The 17,154-nt window shown below is 66.5% G+C and carries 14 protein-coding genes; 10 read left to right on the top strand and 4 right to left on the bottom strand.

Going from position 1 to position 17,154, the window contains the following annotated elements:
- Positions 1 to 333 precede the first annotated feature (333 nt).
- Complete coding sequence (locus ACTWPV_RS49190) at positions 334 to 900, top strand: hypothetical protein (protein WP_443157144.1); 567 nt, start codon at positions 334 to 336, stop codon at positions 898 to 900.
- Positions 901 to 1,047: 147 nt separating this feature from the next.
- On the opposite strand, the gene ACTWPV_RS49185 is transcribed toward ACTWPV_RS49190, so the two are convergent.
- Together ACTWPV_RS49185 and ACTWPV_RS49180 are read right to left on the bottom strand one after the other, a co-directional pair.
- On the bottom strand, positions 1,048 to 2,556 hold the full coding sequence (locus tag ACTWPV_RS49185) for a carboxylesterase/lipase family protein (protein ID WP_443157143.1): 1,509 nt from the start codon (positions 2,554 to 2,556) through the stop codon (positions 1,048 to 1,050).
- 4 nt (positions 2,557 to 2,560) lie between these two features.
- Positions 2,561 to 3,475, bottom strand: a complete 915-nt coding sequence (locus tag ACTWPV_RS49180; RefSeq protein WP_443157142.1) for an MBL fold metallo-hydrolase — start codon at positions 3,473 to 3,475, stop codon at positions 2,561 to 2,563.
- Between the two features lie 568 nt (positions 3,476 to 4,043).
- On the opposite strand from ACTWPV_RS49180, the gene ACTWPV_RS49175 reads away from it, so the two are divergent.
- The 5 genes from ACTWPV_RS49175 to ACTWPV_RS49155 all read left to right on the top strand — a co-directional run bounded on the left by ACTWPV_RS49175 (position 4,044) and on the right by ACTWPV_RS49155 (position 12,056).
- A complete protein-coding gene (locus ACTWPV_RS49175) occupies positions 4,044 to 6,776 on the top strand; it encodes an AAA family ATPase (RefSeq protein ID WP_443157141.1) in 2,733 nt (910 codons plus the stop codon).
- A gap of 245 nt (positions 6,777 to 7,021) precedes the next feature.
- Positions 7,022 to 7,282, top strand: coding sequence for a hypothetical protein (locus ACTWPV_RS49170; protein WP_443157140.1), 261 nt, complete (start codon positions 7,022 to 7,024; stop codon positions 7,280 to 7,282).
- Positions 7,283 to 8,001: 719 nt separating this feature from the next.
- Positions 8,002 to 8,964 (top strand): DUF4360 domain-containing protein, encoded by a 963-nt coding sequence (locus tag ACTWPV_RS49165; RefSeq protein WP_443157139.1) that lies wholly within the window; start codon positions 8,002 to 8,004, stop codon positions 8,962 to 8,964.
- Positions 8,965 to 10,279: 1,315 nt separating this feature from the next.
- Positions 10,280 to 11,383: a DUF262 domain-containing protein gene (locus tag ACTWPV_RS49160; RefSeq protein WP_443157138.1), complete on the top strand. Its 1,104-nt coding sequence runs from the start codon at positions 10,280 to 10,282 to the stop codon at positions 11,381 to 11,383.
- Positions 11,384 to 11,387: 4 nt separating this feature from the next.
- Entirely contained in the window at positions 11,388 to 12,056 is a 669-nt protein-coding gene (locus ACTWPV_RS49155; RefSeq protein WP_443157137.1) for an MAE_28990/MAE_18760 family HEPN-like nuclease, read from the top strand.
- A 308-nt stretch (positions 12,057 to 12,364) separates the two neighbouring features.
- On the opposite strand, the gene ACTWPV_RS49150 is transcribed toward ACTWPV_RS49155, so the two are convergent.
- Together ACTWPV_RS49150 and ACTWPV_RS49145 are read right to left on the bottom strand one after the other, a co-directional pair.
- On the bottom strand, positions 12,365 to 12,898 hold the full coding sequence (locus tag ACTWPV_RS49150) for a flavoprotein (protein WP_443157136.1): 534 nt from the start codon (positions 12,896 to 12,898) through the stop codon (positions 12,365 to 12,367).
- Positions 12,895 to 14,280, bottom strand: a complete 1,386-nt coding sequence (locus ACTWPV_RS49145) for a helix-turn-helix domain-containing protein (RefSeq protein WP_443157135.1) — start codon at positions 14,278 to 14,280, stop codon at positions 12,895 to 12,897. Before ACTWPV_RS49145 ends, ACTWPV_RS49150 begins: the two co-directional genes overlap by 4 nt.
- Positions 14,281 to 14,629: 349 nt before the next feature.
- On the opposite strand from ACTWPV_RS49145, the gene ACTWPV_RS49140 reads away from it, so the two are divergent.
- The 4 genes from ACTWPV_RS49140 to ACTWPV_RS49125 all read left to right on the top strand — a co-directional run bounded on the left by ACTWPV_RS49140 (position 14,630) and on the right by ACTWPV_RS49125 (position 17,114).
- On the top strand, positions 14,630 to 14,911 hold the full coding sequence (locus tag ACTWPV_RS49140; RefSeq protein WP_443157134.1) for a hypothetical protein: 282 nt from the start codon (positions 14,630 to 14,632) through the stop codon (positions 14,909 to 14,911).
- 292 nt (positions 14,912 to 15,203) lie between these two features.
- The gene (locus ACTWPV_RS49135) at positions 15,204 to 15,896 is read left to right on the top strand and encodes a GntR family transcriptional regulator (protein ID WP_443157133.1); all 693 of its coding nucleotides are present in this window, start codon (positions 15,204 to 15,206) and stop codon (positions 15,894 to 15,896) included.
- A gap of 525 nt (positions 15,897 to 16,421) precedes the next feature.
- The gene (locus tag ACTWPV_RS49130) at positions 16,422 to 16,847 is read left to right on the top strand and encodes a plasmid replication, integration and excision activator (protein ID WP_443157132.1); all 426 of its coding nucleotides are present in this window, start codon (positions 16,422 to 16,424) and stop codon (positions 16,845 to 16,847) included.
- Complete coding sequence (locus ACTWPV_RS49125) at positions 16,848 to 17,114, top strand: hypothetical protein (protein ID WP_443157131.1); 267 nt, start codon at positions 16,848 to 16,850, stop codon at positions 17,112 to 17,114. It abuts the gene before it with no gap.
- Positions 17,115 to 17,154 lie beyond the last annotated feature (40 nt).

Genomic DNA, 17,154 nt, shown 5'->3' with positions numbered 1-17,154 from the left:
CCTGGTCCGTGCCGGGGCGACGTTCATCAACGGCAAGCTGGTCGAGCGGCCCGAGGAATCACCCGTCACCGAGGACCAGTCGAGAGCCGCCTAAAAAATCTTGATCCACAGGTCTTGACGATTGCTCCCCTGCCTATCACCTCGCACCATGGCAATAGCCATTCGGATCATCGCGGACTCAGCCAAGCTCAGCGCTGCTATGACGACTGGGTACACGCCTGCAGCGATGGGCTCCACTTCGGAGCGTGTGGGCCTCTGAACCTCGGTGAGCCGTTGGAAGCATTTCGCGACTTTGCCGGCACAGGTTCCTCATGAGTAGGCAGGATGTGAGCAATGGGTCGGCGGCGCGGGGACGACTGGCAGGCCAGGTCGCGGCGGCTGTACCCACTGTCCGCGCACGCGGTGCTGACGCGGCCCGTCGGGGGTGCGTGGCCGGGCGGGAACCCGTTCATGTGGGAGTTCGTCTACTGGCGCGCGCTCGCACGTGACGGGGTGGCCGCTCGGCTGCTCGGTCTCGTGGTGCCGGTCTTGTGCGCCACTTGCAGCGCGGTCTGCCGGTTCGTGTACGACGACCTCGACCTGGTTGTGCTCGCCGTCCTGCTGGTGGCCGGGCCTGGCATCTTGCTCGCGCCCTCGTACCTCGCGAGTTTCCTGCTGCGGCGCCCGTACTGGCAGCCAGGTGTGGTGAGCCTGATGCTGCTGGGTTTCGCGGTGGGGTTTCCCCTGATGTTCCTCGCCCAGACGCTCATCGACGACCTGCCGCACAACTCAGCCGCGGCCCTGCTGCTCGACTGGGCCACGGTGCAAGGGCTGTCCATCGCGCTCGGCCCGGTCGCCGCGGCCGTGCTCTGGCTGCCCGTAGGCGTGGCCCTCTTGCGGCGATCGCACCACAGAAGGTGACGCACTGTACCCATCCGCAGGGAAGCCTTCGACGAAAACAAGGCCGAGGCGCACGCAACGCGCTGATCCAGAGCCGAGCGCGCACCGAGCCGACGCAGTGCGCGACGTTGAGATGAACGCGCTGACGGCGACCGCTCCACTGAGGGTTCAGCTCCAGGCCTGGCGTTCCCGGACGCGGGGGTCGTCGACCTGGGTCCACTCCGTGTCGATGCGCATGGTCGCCCTGCGCTCGGTGTCGTACGGGTCCCAGCCGGGATTGCCGGTCCTGGCGAACCGGATCCAGGTCTCGTGTACGCGGGTGGCGAGGTCCGCGGGGGTCTGGCCGGGGCCGAGCAGGGCGTTGGGGCCGTTCAGCTCGGGCCGGTCCGCGAGGTCGAAGACGAAGGGCAACTCGACCGCGTGGGTGGCGCCGAGCTCTCCGTCCAGGGCCTGGGAGCGCCAGGCGAACTCGTAGGCGTAGGTGCCGGAGCCGGGATGGGCGGCGTGTGCGCCGACCAGCGCGCGGCTGCCCGCGCCGAACAGGGCATCGGCCATGATGGCGGAGCGCAGTTCCGCGAAGGACGCCTCGGGGCGCGACCTGCGGTAGGTCTCGATGAGGTGCGCCGGATCCGGGTGCGAGCGCGCCGCCGCCTCCTGGACGTCGGCGGCGGTCGAGGTGGCGTACTTGCCCACCGGGACCAGATAGAGGTTCCCCTCTTCGGTGTTGGTGCCGACGAGCAGGTCGACGCCGGCGCCCAGGCCGGCGGCGACGGATTCGGCGGGCTGCGTGTCGAGGACGAGGCTGAAAGGGCTGAGTCCGATCAGCGGGTCTGCGTGGGTCTCGGTCCGCAGGTCGATGCCCGCGAGCCGGGAGGCGGCCTCGACCAGGCGTTCGTCGGAGACGCCGGCGAAGGCGGCGACATGGGGCTCGACGCCCAGGGCCGCGGCGGCCGCCTTGGTGACGCGGGCGGCCTGCTCGGTGGTGAACGCGCCCAGTCCGTTGCCGCTCTGCACGATCGCCCGGCGGAACAGGCCGGCGGCCTCGGGGGTGGCGAGGACGCCGCCGACGATGGTCGCCCCGGCCGACTGGCCGAACAGGGTGACGTTGCCGGGGTCACCGCCGAAGGCGGCGATGTTCTCCCCCACCCAGCGCAGCGCGGCGACCACGTCGAGCAGGCCGCGGTTGGCGGGCGCCCCGGGGATGTCGAGGAACCCGGCGATGCCGAGCCGGTAGTTGAGGGTGACGAGGACGACGCCGTCGCGGGCGAACGCGGAGCCGTCGTACATCGTGGACCGCGTCGAGCCGGCGACGAACCCGCCGCCGTGGACGAACACCATGACCGGCAGCGCGTCACCGCCGGCGGCGGGCGCGAAGACGTTGGCCGTGAGGTAGTCCTCCCCGCGGCTCCAACCGGCACCGAAGTAGGGGGACATGTCCACGCTGCCGAGCTTGCGTTCGGACTGCGGCGCGTTGGGCCCCGGCGCCGTAGCGTCCCGCACGCCGTTCCACGGCTCGTGCGGCTGCGGCGGCGCGAAGCGGCCGGCGCCGCGGGGCGGGGCGGCGTAGGGGATGTTCATGAAGGTGCGGGCGGCGCCTCGGCGCAGGCCACGGACGGCTCCCTGCGCGGTGGTGACGACGAGGTCGGCGTGGTGGTTCATGGTGGTGCCTTTCCTCACGGGCTCAGACCTGCTCGGTGTACGGGGCGAAGGGCGCCCAGCCCTTGATGGCGAACTTGTCTCCCTCGCGGGCGACTTCAGCGGCGCCGTGGCCGCCCAGGTGCGCGGGAATGACCAGGGCGTTGGTGTCGACCGCCCGGCCCAGGAGCTTGCGGCGGGTGGCGCGGGCTCCGGCGGGGTCCTCGCAGAAGCAGCTGTTGGAATCGGGCTCGTGGATCTGGAGCGGGTTGTGCAGCAGGTCGCCGACGAAGAGGGCCCGATCCGATCCGGATTCCAGCGTCAGCACCGACGAGCCCGGCGTGTGCCCCGGGGCGAGGTCGAGGCGCAGGTTGCCGTCGACACGGTGGCTGTCCTCCCAGAGCCGGGTCTGGCCGGCCTCGTGCACGGGGGCGACGCTGTCCTCGAAGACGTTCTGGTTGCCGCGGCCCAGCCGGGGCTTCTGCTCGTTGGCGGGATTCCAGAAGTCGAAGTCCGCCTTGGGCATGAGGTAGGTGGCGTTGGGGAACGTCGGCACCCAGGTCCGGTCCTCGAGATGGGTGTTCCAACCGACGTGGTCGATGTGCAGGTGCGTGTTGATCACGATGTCGACGTCCTCGGGGCGGACTCCGGCGCGGGCGAGGTTGTCCAGGAAGTCGGTGTTCAGCCGGTTCCACACGGGCGCGTACGGGCGGTCCTTATGGTTGCCGACGCCGGTGTCGACCAGGATGGTCCTGCCCTCGCTGCGCAGTACCCAGGTCTGGATCGCCGAGTTGACGATCCGGGTTTCCGGGTTCAGGAAGTCCGGCACCAGCCAGGAACGGTGGGACTGCCACGCCCCCGCCGGGCTCTCCGGGAAGAACGTTTCGGGCGTCATGTCGACAGGACCGAAGTACTCCCGGACACGGGTCAGCGTGACGTCGCCCAGGGTGATGGTGTCCATGATTGTCTCCAGTTCGATCGGTTCCGTCTCGGGGTCGCGGCCGAGATCCGTCATGAGCGGCCGCTCATGACGGATACGGGGGTGCCGATTCCCTGCGGGGCAGCCCGCCTGGCTGCGGCCGCGGCGTCTTCAGCATCGGTACGCCGCCGCGGTCGGGTGCGGGGCATCGGGCCGTGTGGTCCTCGCCGGCGGGAACAGGGCCGCCCGGTACGCCTCCGTTCCGTGGACGACCCTGCTCGCCCATGGTGCGCCGGCCGAAACCTGCTGCGGTATGAGTCATGTGACTGCATCTGAACACCACGGTCCTCGCGCTCATCCGCAGGCGGCACGGCATCGGCCGGGTAGGTGCGGGCGAGACGGCGCGGTGCCGAACGGAGGACCGCCGGAATGTCCCGGGCGGCGCGTACGTTGCAGGCTGGTTGAACGTACAGACTTGAGACCGGCGCCCCGCCCCATCGGAGCTCTCACGCTATTACTCCGAGCAAACGCGATTCCTGGAGCATTGGTGGAAAACAGTGGACGGGCCCGAGGGGACCGGGGTTCGACACGCGATCTTGACCAGTCGATAGTGGGCCGGGAGATCGAGACCGCGGAGATCATGCGGCGGGTCGCCGCCGGCCGGTCCGGCAGCGAGGTGCTGATCCTCACGGGCGACCCCGGTGCCGGCAAGAGCGCGCTGCCTGACCTCGTGGCCGACCACGCGCGGCGCGAGGGCGAACGGGTGCTTCGAGCGGTCGGCAGCGAATCCGAGGCACGCCTCGGACTCGCGGGCCTTCACCAGCTGCTCCGCCCGGTGCGCGGCGAGCTGGACAGCCTGCCGCCGCGGCAGCGCTCCGCGCTCCGGACCGTCCTGGGGCTGGACGAACGCGCCGAGGCCCCCGATGGCGTGCTCGTCGGTTCGGCCGTTCTCACCCTGGTGTCGGCCCTGGCGGCATCGGCGCCGCTGCTCATAGTGGTCGATGACGCCCAGTGGCTCGACCGCGCATCGCTGGACGTCCTGTCCTTCGTGGCCCGGCGCATGGACAGTGAACCTGTCACGCTGCTGGTGGGCGTGCGCGCCGCGGCCTCGCTGCCCGGGCTTGACAAGGGCTACGAGCGCCTGGAGATCGCTCCGCTGAGCGGTGAGGCGGCCAACCGGTTGCTCGACCAGCAGCCGACGCCACCCACCGGCCGAAACCGGGTACGCATCCTTCAGGAGGCGGCCGGCAATCCACTGGCCCTGATCGAGCTCGCCCGCGCCGGCGCGACCCGGCACTCCGGTGGCAGCAGCGTGGAGGGCCCGCTGCCCGTCACCGACCGGCTGGAGCGGATCTTCGCGGGGCAGACGAAATTCCTGCCGGAGGCAACCCGCCGCCCTCTGCTGCTGCTCGCGGCCGCTGATGCGGCAGACGCGCCGACAGCCTCTCGTGGTCTCCCCGAGGTCGACGACAAGGCGTGGGCACCCGCGGAGCGGGCCGGCCTCGTACGCCAGGACGGCCCCCGGATCTCCTTCCGCCACCCGCTCATCCGCTCGGCCGTCTACCATGCGGCCTCCTTCGAGGAACGCAGGCAGGCACATCTCGCTCTCGCGAAGCTGAGCGAGGAGCCCGACCGCCGCGCCTGGCACCTCGCCGCCGCGACCACGCGTCCAGACGAGGACGTGACGGCCGCCCTGCGGCAGACGGCCGACCGGGCGCGGCGCCGGGGCGGCTATGCGGCCGCTGCCGCCGCCCTGGAGCGCGCCGCGGAGCTGAGTCCGCGCCGCGCGGACCAGGCGCAGTTGCTGACCGAGGCCGCCGTCATGGCCGTCTTCACCGGCCAGCTCGGCTGGGTGGAACGCCTGGCCGCCGAGGTCCGCGAGCACAGTGACGACCCGGCGCTGATCAGCAGGGCCTGGCTGGCCACCGGGCAGCTCATGACCCTGCGCCGGAACCACGCGGCGGCCTTCGCCCTGCTGACCCGCATCGCGGACGAGGCGGCGGCCACCCGCTCGCCCCGCGCTCTGGACGCGCTCGCCGCAGCCGCGGTGGTCCGCTACTACTCGGGCGAGGAGTCCCAGCGACAGCAGATCGAGAACCTCCTCTCCGCCATACCGCACTCCACCGGCAGGGACACCCTGCACGCCTGGGTGCGGGCCGTCTCCGACCCCCACGGCGCGAGAGCCCGCCTCGCCCCGGCGCTGCCCGGACTCATCGCGGAGGCCAAGGACGACGCCGGCAGCCTGACCGTGCTCGCCGTCGTGGCCTGGATCCTGGACCAGACCGCCCTGGCCGTCAGGACCTTCGACGAGGCGTACGACCGGTGGCGGGCCCGTGGCTCGCTGCCGGACGGCCTGGGAAGCGCCGTCGGCTGGGCCTATCTGGAGCAGGGCCGGTGGTCCGAGACCCGCACGGTGGCCGCCGAGATTTCGGCGGTGGCGACAACGGCCGGGCTGGACCACGCCGAGGCGTGCGTACGTGCACTCGACGCGACGGTGCTCGCGCTGCTCGGCGAGGCGGCCGACGCGCGACGCGGTGCCGAGCGGGCGCTGGCCCTCGTCGATCCGCTGGAGAGCCGCTCCATCGCGGTCTCCGCCCGCCGGGCCCTGGGCCTGGCGGCAGTGGCCGAGGGCGACTACGACACCGCGTACGCACAGTTCCGCTCCGCCTTCACCGACGACGGCGATCCGGTTCACTACCACGTCTCCTACACCGTCCTGGCCGAACTCGCCGCGTCGGCCGTCCGCCGAGGGCGACGGGAGGACGCCGCCGAACTGCTGGAGCGATCGGCGCGGCACCTCGGCCCCGGCATGTCGGCACGGATCACCGCACTGCTCAACCGAGGCCGGGCCCTGCTCGCCGAACCGGACGACGCGGAGCCGTACTTCCGGGCGGCGCTGGTGGACGACACGGGCGAGCAGTGGCCGTTCGAGCGAGCGCAGACACGGCTGGACTATGGCGAATGGCTCAGGAGGCAACGGCGCATCGCCGAGGCCCGCCCGCTGCTGACCACGGCACTCGAAACCTTCCAGCGGCTTGGCGCGCGGCCATGGATCGAGCGGGCGAAGGCAGAGCTGCGAGCCGCCGGCATCGACGCCGCCAGCAGCGTGGTGCCCGGTGCCCTCACCGAGCTCAGCCCTCAACAACAGCAGATCGTCCAGCTCGCGGCCCGCGGCCTGACGAACCGTGAGATCGGAGACAGGCTCTACCTCTCACCGCGTACCGTCGGCTCCCACCTCTACCGGGTGTTCCCCAAACTGGGCATCACCGCCCGGTCACAACTCCGCGACGTGCTCGACGGCACCCTGTCGGCCAGCGGATACCACGGCCGAGTTCCGGTCTGACAGATGTGCGGAACGCGACGAAGAGCGACCACATCGGCTCGTCGCCGTAGCTCCCTGACAATAGGCGATCCGGCCGGTAGAACCGAGGCAGCACGGGGCGCGGGCGGTGGTGGAGTCGACGCTGCGCCGGCTATACCGCAGGCAATCCCTCTGATCTCAACTCCTTACAGGCCCTGGGGGTTGTGGCTCAGCCGCGGACCCGGACCCTGGAAAGCTACGTCCCCACCAATGTCCAGAGGCCCGGGGTGGACGGTTTCAGCTACCGTTTCGGCACACCATCCACATGCGAGGTCTGGCTCGACATCCCGGACACCTCGACATTCACGATCGAGGTACGGATCACGTCCTACGGGTCACAGACAGTGTTCGTGGACGACCAGCCCGGAGACAAGATCTTCCGCTACACGCTCGACGCCAACAGCTTGTGGCAGGTCTACGGCACGATGACCGGGCCCGACAGCACCTTCCTTTACTACACCTGGCACGAGAAGCAGATCCCGGCCTGACGTGAACGAGCCACCCACCTCCTTCAGCGAGATGGGTGGCTCTACCGCTCTCAGGCGAACCAGAAACCTGCTTCATCCCGATTTTGAATCCGACCGGCTCCCGATCTCTCAAACTGCTCGGTGAGCAACTAAATCCGGTGCCGCTGCCGAATCACGCTGCTCCCGCGTAATCGCGAAGGCCACTTCCCCATCATGGGATGTGGCCTTCGACGTACGGTGGACCCCAGGAGATTCGAACTCCTGCGGAAAGTCGTTGAGCAGGGGTGATGCGCTACATCGGTCCACCGAAGTACGGCATGGTCCAGGATGGCCGCTACATGCGCTGGCTACAAACAGGACACGTTGACCTCTTCGGTGTCAGATTCCCGGAAACATAGCATATCTGCGCGAATCGGAATTTTCGAGAGCTATGCGTCAGGATAGTATCCATTTTGTTGGCGGATATTGGGACATCAAGGACATCCCCTCTTTACACTCCTTGCTGGATTATTTGCCCCGCTTATAAACGTGCGTGCGTCTTTCATGCTTGACGCTGGGGTATCCACCTTATCGCACTGTCGCAGCGGTGCGGGCGGACACGAAAAGAAAAGCTCCGGCATCCGCGCTACCGCGACATCATTCACGAGCTCGATCTGACAAAGGTCAACGAGCTTCAGCGAATTACCTGACGTTCTCGCTGGGAACGCTCACCACGGAAAGGAATACCTATGCCATTCATTATGCGCAACACACTCCCCAAGCTGGCCGCAGGTACACTTGCCGCCGCCGTCCTCACCACAGCAGTCATGACGCCCGCCGTCGCGGCACCCTCTGCCCCCAACCCGGCCGAGGCATACATCTCGAGCGTCAGTGCGAACGGAAACGGGTGCCCGCCCGGGACATGGGAGGCGGCGATCAGCGCCGACGGGAAGGCGTTCACCGTTACATTCAGCTCATACGAGACGCTCATCGAACCTGGTGTTGATGCCTCGGATAAGGAATGCACGCTATCGCTGAACGTGCATACGCCGCCGGGGACCTCGATTTCCACCGCCGAGTTCTCCTACCAGGGCTACGCGCTCATGGACCAAGCAGGGATGAGCGCGACGCAGAGCGCAAGCTACGACTTCCGCGGTGCTCCCGTCCCGGCGCGGTCGGTCCGCTCGCAGATCTCGGGACCGCACGACGACACGTACCTCTTCTCCGACCGGATCTTGCTTCACGACAACGTGGCGTCGACGCAGGGCGCAACCCGCGCGCTAAACGGGGCAACGAGCCTGGTCCTCACCAACAACCCCGCAGAGACCGGCAGCGGCTTCTTCAACACCACCAGTGTCGACGGGACGATCCAGGACGGACCGGGCTGCACCATCGACCGGCGCACCGCCACCTCGGGGCAGGCCATCATCGGCACACCGGGCGCCGATGTCATCTGCGGGTCACCGTTCGCCGACCGTATCGCCGCGCTGGGCGGCGACGACGTCATCCTCCCCTTCGCGGGCAACGACCAGGTGGCCGCCGGTGCCGGCAACGACGCCGTCTTCGGCGGCAACGGCGCCGACGACATCAGCGGCGACGCCGGCGACGACACCCTCGACGGCGAAGCCGGCAACGACCGGATCCTGGGCGGGCCGGGCACCGACACCGCCAACGGCGGGCCTGGCACCGATTTCTGCCTAGCTGAGACGACCACTTCCTGCTGAGTCAGGTCGACGCTCCGGTGATGTGGCTTCGGGACGAAGCAGTCGAGGTCGGAGCCGGGCCCGCCCTTCCCATTACCCAGGTAGGGGGTTGTTCGCCTTGCTGCACTTCGCGAGTCATGGCTAGGCCATCGAGCACGTGACCATGGGGACGGTGAGCGGCTCGCGGAGGACGATCGCTTCAGGACGGCGGTCACCACAGGCGACAGACGCGTGACCGCGGACGCGGTAGTCACGCAGTTTGTCACTCTCCCTCGCCTCACAGTGCTCGGCGAGGGAGAGTCTTCCGAGGTGGAGCCTAGGAGATTCGAACTCCTGACTTCCTGCTTGCAAATCGGTCTGATCATTAGGGACCACGGCCGCGACCTGGGCGAGGAGCTGCCTGTGCGTAACCGTGAGTACCCCCTGTTGATCGCCCTTAATGGCCCGCTAATGGCCCGGCAACCAAGCCCGCGACCGGTGCCGGCGCGGCCCGGCTCCTGGTCCGCGCCCGTCCTCCTTGTAGCTGCCGGACCCAGGACGGGCCCGCCGTGTCAAAGGTCAGCGAAGCTGATCGCAAAGCGACGACGCACGCGCCCTTGACCCTACGGGCACGTCCGGGACACTCAACGAGCGAGGAAGACGAAGGGCCATCGGATTAGAAGTGGAACAACCATTGCAGCTCCCCTGCGGCCTGGACCTCAGGAAATGAGCCGTAGACACCTTGAAGCATAAAGATCATTCCACGTATGTTCCGGTTCATGAAACCCAGCTCCAATGGAACAACCCGCCGCGAGCCAAACCGCAACAGCAACTCGGATCACGGTCGTTCCGATCAAATCCACTGGTCGAACGGGTGCGGCCGGTCCCTATTGCACGGAATACGAAGTTGCCCCCACGGACGGCATAACCTTAATGATGCACGCGGTTCCAGCGGGCGGCCGCCCCTCGTACATCGTGATCATCGTTTTCAGCCTCAGCGTGTCCAGTGCTCGGGAGCCACGGAAGCAGCCGTAACCGTGCGCACTCTCCCGGCTCCAGAGGATCACGACCCTCCGCCCAGAGTCGGGCAATGTTGAGCGTTGGTTCCTCACTCAAGTTCGGCTCGGACAGTACTGTGCCCTTGACTCAACGGTGCCAGCCGGGATACGCAAGCGGCCAGGAGGATGTCGGAGAGTGAGCCATCCCAGGTGAACCCTGACAGGAGGCAGGACGTGGGCTTGTTGCCGCCGCGCTGTCGCCCGCCCGCAACGGTCCAAGGCCGAGATGGAAGAACACTGCGTCCGCCCTTCTCTCTGGTTAGACTAAGCTCGATACACAACGTCGATTGGATAGAGCAGTGAGCCTCACCGAGCAAATTGCCGCGAAGGCAAAAGAGATTCACACGGACGGCTACGCCATGTCCATCGGCGAGGTGCTTTCTCTGTATCGAGATCAGGATATTGAGATTCATCCAGAATTCCAGCGAATCTTTCGCTGGACAGACGAACAGAAGTCGCGCCTGATCGAGTCAATCCTTCTAAGTATTCCAATTCCGCCGATCTTTGTTTCGCAACGCGAGGACGGCATTTGGGATGTAATTGATGGAGTGCAGCGGCTATCTACAATCTTTCAGTTCATCGGAATCTACCGCAATGAATACGAGGAATTGGCGGAGCCTCTAACACTCAAGGGGACGGAATATCTTCCCGACCTCGACGGTTACCGCTGGGAAGTGGCAAGCCAATCAGGGAAGGTGTTTACCGATGCTCTACGTCGAGACGTGAAGCGAGCCAAACTTGAGTTCCGCATCATCCGCAAAGAGTCCGACCGTAACGCTAAATATGACATGTTCCAGCGCCTCAACGCAGGCACTCATCTGTCACAGCAAGAAGCCCGCAATTGCCTCCTGGTGATGGTTAATCGTACTATGTATGGCGAGATAACCGAGCTCTCCAGACTGAACGATTTTCGGAACGTTTGCCTAGTTTCAGAGGCGAAAGAGAACGAGGCATACCACCAGGAACTCGTATTGAGGTTCTTCTGCCAATACGACTACAAGGGCAGTAGTTCAGAACTGCCGATGGAGTACGGGGAATACGTCACGGATTGGATGCGTGATGCAGCCGAAGTTTACGATAGCACTGCGGATAACAAGATCCGATCTGACGTCTTTGGGCGCACCTTCAAGCTGCTCGCAGAAAGCCTGGCTGATGACACATTCCGCCCCTGGAATGGTAAGCGCCATTCCGGGCCTTTCTCTATTGCCTCATACGAGTTCGTCACCTCTGGGCTAGGAGCGAATCTAGACTACTGGGAATCTCGGCCGAGTACCGAACTTGCCGAGCGAATCCGAAGCATCTGGTCAGCTCCCGAGTTCAAGGGAAACTCTGGCTCGGGCGTGAGTCCTCGCAGACGTGTGCCGAAGCTAGTCTTGAACGCCCGAGAATACTTCGCTAAGTAGCATCATGGCACCCAGGACCATCAATGAGATCGCGGATCTCTTAGACTCCTCGTTTGCATGGCGGCGCGTAGAGCTGCAAGCTCTTGGCGCGGCAATTGCTGACGCCGAACGAGATTCCCCTAACGCGCCTTTGGCGAGAGCCTTAGCGCGAAGTGGTGTTGCATTGCTATACGCGCACTGGGAGGGCTTCTTTAAGGACGCGTGCCAAGCTTATGTGGATTATGTCGCCAAACGCAGGTTGCTTTATTCCGAACTTAACGATGGCTTCTTACGAACAGTAATGATGTCACTAGGCAAGCGAGCAGCTACGGGAGACGAGTCCGGGCTAGCTGTCCTCTTTGAGTCAATTCGGGAGCCAGAAAAGAGCCGCGCACGCATACCGAAAAACACCATCGTCGACACCAAGTCGAATCTACGCTACATGGTTTTGGTGGAAATCATGAAAGCAATCGGGTTCCCTTACGAGCATTTTGCGACAAAAAATGCCCTGATCGACAAAACGCTGTGCGATGGGCGAAACTCCATAGCGCACGGTCGCGACTATTTCCCCACGTCAGGATCTTTTGCTGTCCTCCATGCAGAAGTACTGGAGATGATGGAAGACTTGCGAAACGTAATAATGTCGAGTGTGCGCACCGAACAATATAAGCGCAGCAGTTCTGGCGGAGGCTGAGGGACTAGACTCATCGGCCAGCCACCTCGCTCGGTGCCTTGGGGCGAGGAACGAGCCCTAAGGCGTCGATCGCCCCTCGCAACCTACGGCGGCTGGCCATGCAGTGGCGATCGTAGGGCTGTATCTGTGCGGCGGTGCGGCAACCCCGGTCGGTGTGTTCGGCTGGCGCGGCGTGGCTGGCGTGCGGTGCCCGGCCCGGTGTCCCGCCGCCGTCTGGGACCGGCCCCCAGGCCGCACGCCCGGACGGCGGGCGGGCGGAGGGCCGGGGGTACGGCGGCGCGCCGCGCCGCCGCTTGATCCATAAGAGATCAATTCGGCAAGTTTTCCAGTGTCAGTGCCCAGGGGTAGGTGTCGATGCGTTCGGCGCCGGAGCTTGGTGGGTGTGGTTGGAACTGGCCGGGGCCGAGCAGTACGTGTACGCCTTCGGCGCGGAGCTGGTCGACGCTGCGTTGGAACGGGGCGCGTGAGGCCAGGGCGGTGTTGACGAAGGGCAGGATGACGACGGGGATGCCGAGTCCGGGGGCTTCGGACAGCAGGCCGAGTGCGTAGGTGTCGGCGGTGCCTTGGGCGAATTTGTTGATGGTGTTGTAGGTGGCTGGCGCGACGATGATGGCGTCGGCTCGGGGTGATCTGGGTTCGTGGGGTTTGCGGTACTGGCTGCGGACGGGGCGGCCGGTCTGCTTCTCCAGTTCGGCAATGTCGATGAAGTCGAGTCCGGGCGGGGTGGCGATGATCTGGACGGTCCAGCCGGCGTCTTGGGCGAGGGTGACGAGGCGGCCGACGTCGGGGGCGGGTCCTGCGGCGCAGACGATGATGTAGAGGACCTTGCCGGGTTGGGTCACGCGTTGACTCCCAGGGTTGCCGCGTAGTCGCGGGCTTCGCGGCGGACGCTGATCGGGGCGGTTGCCAGGATGTCACGTACGAGCCGGAGGGCTGTGGGGCGGCCGGTGACTTCTTCGGGGGCGATCTCGCCTGCGGCGCGCAAGATGTGCAGGGCTCGGTCGTGCTGGTTGCGCATGAGGAAGGCGCGGGAGGTGTCGAGGAGCAGGGTGGCCTTGCGTTCGTTGATCGGGAGCTGGTCTAGTTCGACTTGGCGGGCGTAGTCGATGGCGGTGCCGGCGTCCCCGAAGCGCAGGGCGACGTTGACGCGGTGGCACAGGACGTTGTTGGGGCCGAACGCGGTCCACATGTGGTTGGCATCGTGGCCGAGTCTGGTTCCTGCTTCGGCGGCTTCGTCGAGGAGTTCGGCGGTGTTGTGGCGGTTGCCGGTGCTGGCGGCGGCGATGGCTCCGCGCAACAGCAGTGATCCGTAGATGGACAGGTCGTCCGAGGAAGGCGCGGACAGGTCGGCGTCCATGCGTTGGGCTGCGCCGCGTGCGGCGTCGGTGGCGGCGAGGTGGTGGCCGCCGTCCATGAGGGCGTGGGTGATGATGCGGGAGCTGGATCCGATCATGAGCGGGCTCTGGCTGGCGTGTGCGGCTTGGACGCTGCGGTCTGCGGCGAGCCAGGCGAGGCCCTTGTCCTCCTGCTTGAGCAGGATGGAGGCGGTCACGTGGTAGGCCTCGGCGGCCAGGGCATGGGCTCGTAGCCGGTCGTCGCCGTGCAGGGATGTGCAGGCGGCGCGGAGCTGGCGCAGGAGGGCGGGCAGTTTGGCGGTCACCTGGGCGTACCGGCAGGCCTGGTAGTTGCGTTTGGCGGCCGAGACGGCGTCGGCGATGGAGGCGAGGTTGATGGGGCCGTCCGGCGGGGTGGAGTAGTCGACGAGTGTGGCGGCGATCTTCTCAATATCGAGGTCCGCGGTTCGGGTGGTGCCCTGTGGGGCGAGTACGGCGCTGAAGAGTGCTGCTCCGGTCAGGCCGACGAATTCACGGCGTCGCACGTCCTTCTCGTCCTCTCCTGGTCCGACGAGATCCACCACGCTCGGTGCCTTTGTAAGGCTATCCACCGTTGTGGAGGTCTTTGTGAGCGTACGTGCGCGTCTGGTAGGGGTGAAGCCCAGGTCTTCCGGGTCGAGGTGGGTGACCTCGGCCAGCGCCAGCCGGTAGGGCTCGCGGGGCCAGGTGACCTCACCTGCCTCCCAGCGGCGTAGGCGTTCCTCGTCGCAGGTCAGGGCGTGCTTGATTCCGCTCTTGCTGAGGTTGACCATTTTGGCCATTTCGGCTCGGGTCAGACCGGCATTCTGGCGCCAGTTCCGAAGTCGCTCATTTGGTGTCGCTTCGGGCATTTCTGGCCTTCTTTCCGAGCGGAGATCGAAAAGGGGTTAAGAGGGGGGCCTATCGGCGGGTCCCCTCATTCTGCTTTGCCGGTGGACTTGCCATCAATCAACAACGTAAGTGAAGCGGACTTCCGCCGCAGGAAGTACCGGAAACGACTCGCGAGGAGATGGCGACGGTGACCCGGCCAGATGAGAACTGCGAGGCAAGCCCCTGCCCTGCGTGCCGGGGACGTGGTTACAAGCTCACAAGCTCGCGCCGCGCTCTCCTGATCAGCACTGACAGGGAGGAGGCGGAACGGATTGGGGAGCGGAAGTGTCTCGACTGCCTCGGCGACGGCCAGGGCGAAGGGAGCGGGAGATGAATTCGATCATGCAGGCGGCTTTGAACGGCTTCGGCCAGCAGGAGGAGGCGAACGCCCTCATCCGGCTGCGCGACGAACTCGTGAGCCTGCGCGTCCGGGCCGAACTGCGCGACAACAACAGTGCGCTCATGGTGCACCGTCTGGAGCACGGGCTGCCGGTGTGGGTGTTCGTCGGCTACGGCGGGACCCACTACTCGTGGCAGAACGCCGAGAAGCGTCATCCGGTCGATGACGTGAAGGGCGCTGCGAACGTCTTGGCGGAGTACGTCGCCAAGTAGCAGGCGGGCGCGGCGGGGCAGTGACGGCACCCGATCGAGGGGATCGGGCGGCTTACCCCCTTCCCCGTCGCGCCTCACCGCCCGGCGGACGGTCGAGTCCACGCCCGGATGAAGGGTCCGCCCCCGGTCCCTCCGCCGACTGTCTGCCGGGCCACCATCTCGTGTGCGCTTGTGCCGTGACGTGGACACGGTGCGCCAGGCCAGGCTACGCTCAAACTTGGTAAAACAACCTGTCGGGTGTTGGACGGTCATCATGTCGCTAGAGTCCGTGCCGCCGAAGTATGCGCAGCTTGTGCAGGCCCTTCAACGGCGTATCGAGTCGGGAACCTACCCGCCCGGCTCCCTGCTCCCCAGCGAGCACCAGCTCATCCAGGAGTTCAGCGTGTCCCGGCCCACGGTGGTCGCGGCGCTGCGGGTGCTGCGTGAGCAGGGCTGGATCGAGTCGCAGCAGGGCAAGGGCCGGTTCGTACGCGGCCGTCCGGCGATGGCGTCGGTGGAGTCCAACCGTCCCGGACAGGCGTACCTGACCAGCCCGGAGACCGACAACCCTGGCGAGCTGGTCGAGGCCGGCGCCGTGGCCCTGCCCAACCGGGTGGCGACGCTGCTGAAGACGGCACCCAAGAGCAAGGCGTTCCTGCGCCGGCGGGTGGTGCTGCGTGAGGGCGAGCCGAGTGAGCTGGTTTCGTTGTGGCTGCCGCTGGAGTTGTCGGAGGGCACCGATCTGACCAGTGGCGAGCCGTTGCCGCAGGGCATCCGGGAGCATCTGACGATGCGCAAGGGGGTGCGCTTCGACCACATCGTGGAGCAGATCACCGCGCGCATGCCCACCGCCCAGGAGGCCAAGCAGCTCGGCCTGCCCAAGAACGTGCCGTTGATGGCCGTCTTCGGCGCGGTCCGTGACGCCTCGGGACGTCCGCTCGCTGTGGTCGAGGTGCTGCTTCCCGCCGACCGGCACGAACTGGAAGACGCCTACCCGGTCGCGTAGGGCACCACAACGACCTGATGGGGGTCTTCGTAGATCACTTTGCCGGGGATCGGCCAGCTCGACGCGCACGCATGCAACGCCGTGGGCGGCGAGGATCGCCAGGTAGCCGGGCAGCCGTTCGAGCAGATGGGTCGCGGTCGACTTGAACCAGGCCGTGGCCTTCGGGTTCAACACACGATCGTAGACGTGCGGGTCGACGTCGCTCGGATCGATCAGGTTCGCGTGGGACCAGGCGTGGTTCTCCTCCTTGAAGCGTTCCTCCTCCGGTGACAGGCGTCCGTGTTCGGCGAGGCCGTTGATGAGGCCGAACACGCCCGGGTGGACGCCTCGCGCGTTCGGGGTAGGGCTCTGGAACCTCACGTACACGCACCTGATCATCCGTGTTTGCCGGGGTTTGTCGCTACCGGTTCAGCAAGAGGTCCGTCACCATTCACCTAGTCACTTGACGTAGCAAGTTTGAGCGGCCTACTCTCAGAGCATCACTTGATAGGTCAAGTGTCAGTCAGTCAAGAGAGGAGAGCCATCATGGCTCTGCAAGGCCCCATCCCCGTCACCTTCGCCATGGTCTTCCCGCACGGCTGCTACATCGTCGGCGAGGTCGAGCCCGTCAAGGACTTCGACGCCTCGACCAACGGCCGGTTCGTGCAGGCCCGCGACAAGCAGACCGCAGAGCTGGTCTGGCAGGTCGCGGTCATGGACGGTGACCCGACCCTCAAGCCCGCCCAGAAGACGGTGGCGGTCAAGATCCTCGCACCCGTCCAGCCGGTACCGCCATCCCCGATGGCGGGGCTGCCGTTCACGCCGGTCGAGTTCGACGGCATCACCGTCACCCCGTACGTCAACGCCGCCGGCCGCCTCGCGTACTCGATCAAGGTGCGTGAGATGCACGCACCCCGCCAAACCACACAGCCCGCCCCGAGCAAGGCTCCGGCCGGAAAGGACGCCGCCTAAATGACCCGCCGCCGCACCCCGCGCACGAGCGTGATCCGGTTGACCACCGGGCACGCCGCCCGCACCCTCACCCACCCCTACGCCCGCCGCCAGCCCGTTCTGGCGCTCGACTTCGGCGCCACCTCCGTCCTGGTCACCACCCGTGGCCCCGCGACGGTGGAAGACCTGGAGTTCGCGCGCCAGCTCGCCCGCGAGGCATCCCGCTTCGCCCGCTCGGTGGAGCGCAGCCTTCACGGCCTGCCCGACGGCACGGGGGTCGCGGCATGACCCTCGGCCCGTACACCTACCTCACCCTGTCCATGCGACC

It is taken from the genome of Nonomuraea sp. KM88 (assembly GCF_052245635.1).
Lineage (GTDB): Bacteria > Actinomycetota > Actinomycetes > Streptosporangiales > Streptosporangiaceae > Nonomuraea.
The sequence above is the reverse complement of the archived record's forward strand: the minus strand, read 5'-3'. Positions and strand labels throughout refer to the sequence as shown.

Excerpts from the sequence above, each read along its gene's own strand:
- ACTWPV_RS49190 (WP_443157144.1), top strand. The coding sequence starts at position 334 with ATGGGTCGGCGGCGCGGGGACGACTGGCAGGCCAGGTCGCGGCGGCTG.
- ACTWPV_RS49180 (WP_443157142.1), bottom strand. The coding sequence starts at position 3,475 with ATGGACACCATCACCCTGGGCGACGTCACGCTGACCCGTGTCCGGGAG.
- ACTWPV_RS49165 (WP_443157139.1), top strand. The coding sequence starts at position 8,002 with ATGCGCAACACACTCCCCAAGCTGGCCGCAGGTACACTTGCCGCCGCC.
- ACTWPV_RS49155 (WP_443157137.1), top strand. The coding sequence starts at position 11,388 with ATGGCACCCAGGACCATCAATGAGATCGCGGATCTCTTAGACTCCTCG.
- ACTWPV_RS49145 (WP_443157135.1), bottom strand. The coding sequence starts at position 14,280 with ATGCCCGAAGCGACACCAAATGAGCGACTTCGGAACTGGCGCCAGAAT.
- ACTWPV_RS49140 (WP_443157134.1), top strand. The coding sequence starts at position 14,630 with ATGAATTCGATCATGCAGGCGGCTTTGAACGGCTTCGGCCAGCAGGAG.
- ACTWPV_RS49130 (WP_443157132.1), top strand. The coding sequence starts at position 16,422 with ATGGCTCTGCAAGGCCCCATCCCCGTCACCTTCGCCATGGTCTTCCCG.
- ACTWPV_RS49125 (WP_443157131.1), top strand. The coding sequence starts at position 16,848 with ATGACCCGCCGCCGCACCCCGCGCACGAGCGTGATCCGGTTGACCACC.